General features: G+C 35.9%; 1 rRNA gene. It reads left to right on the forward strand.

Annotated features, from left to right (window positions below):
• Positions 1–173: 173 nt before the first annotated feature.
• Positions 174–270: ribosomal RNA gene (locus IDG60_RS03440) — 23S ribosomal RNA — on the forward strand; the annotation flags it as partial.

Genomic DNA, 270 nt, shown 5'->3' on the forward strand with positions numbered 1-270 from the left:
GATTTTACCAAGCAAAACCGAGTGAATAAAGAGTTTTAAATAAGCTTGAATTCATAAGAAATAATCGCTAGTGTTCGAAAGAACACTCACAAGATTAATAACGCGTTTAAATCTTTTTATAAAAGAACGTAACTTCATGTTAACGTTTGACTTATAAAAATGGTGGAAACATAGATTAAGTTATTAAGGGCGCACGGTGGATGCCTTGGCACTAGAAGCCGATGAAGGACGTTACTAACGACGATATGCTTTGGGGAGCTGTAAGTAAGC

This window comes from Staphylococcus sp. EG-SA-2 (assembly GCF_017152085.1).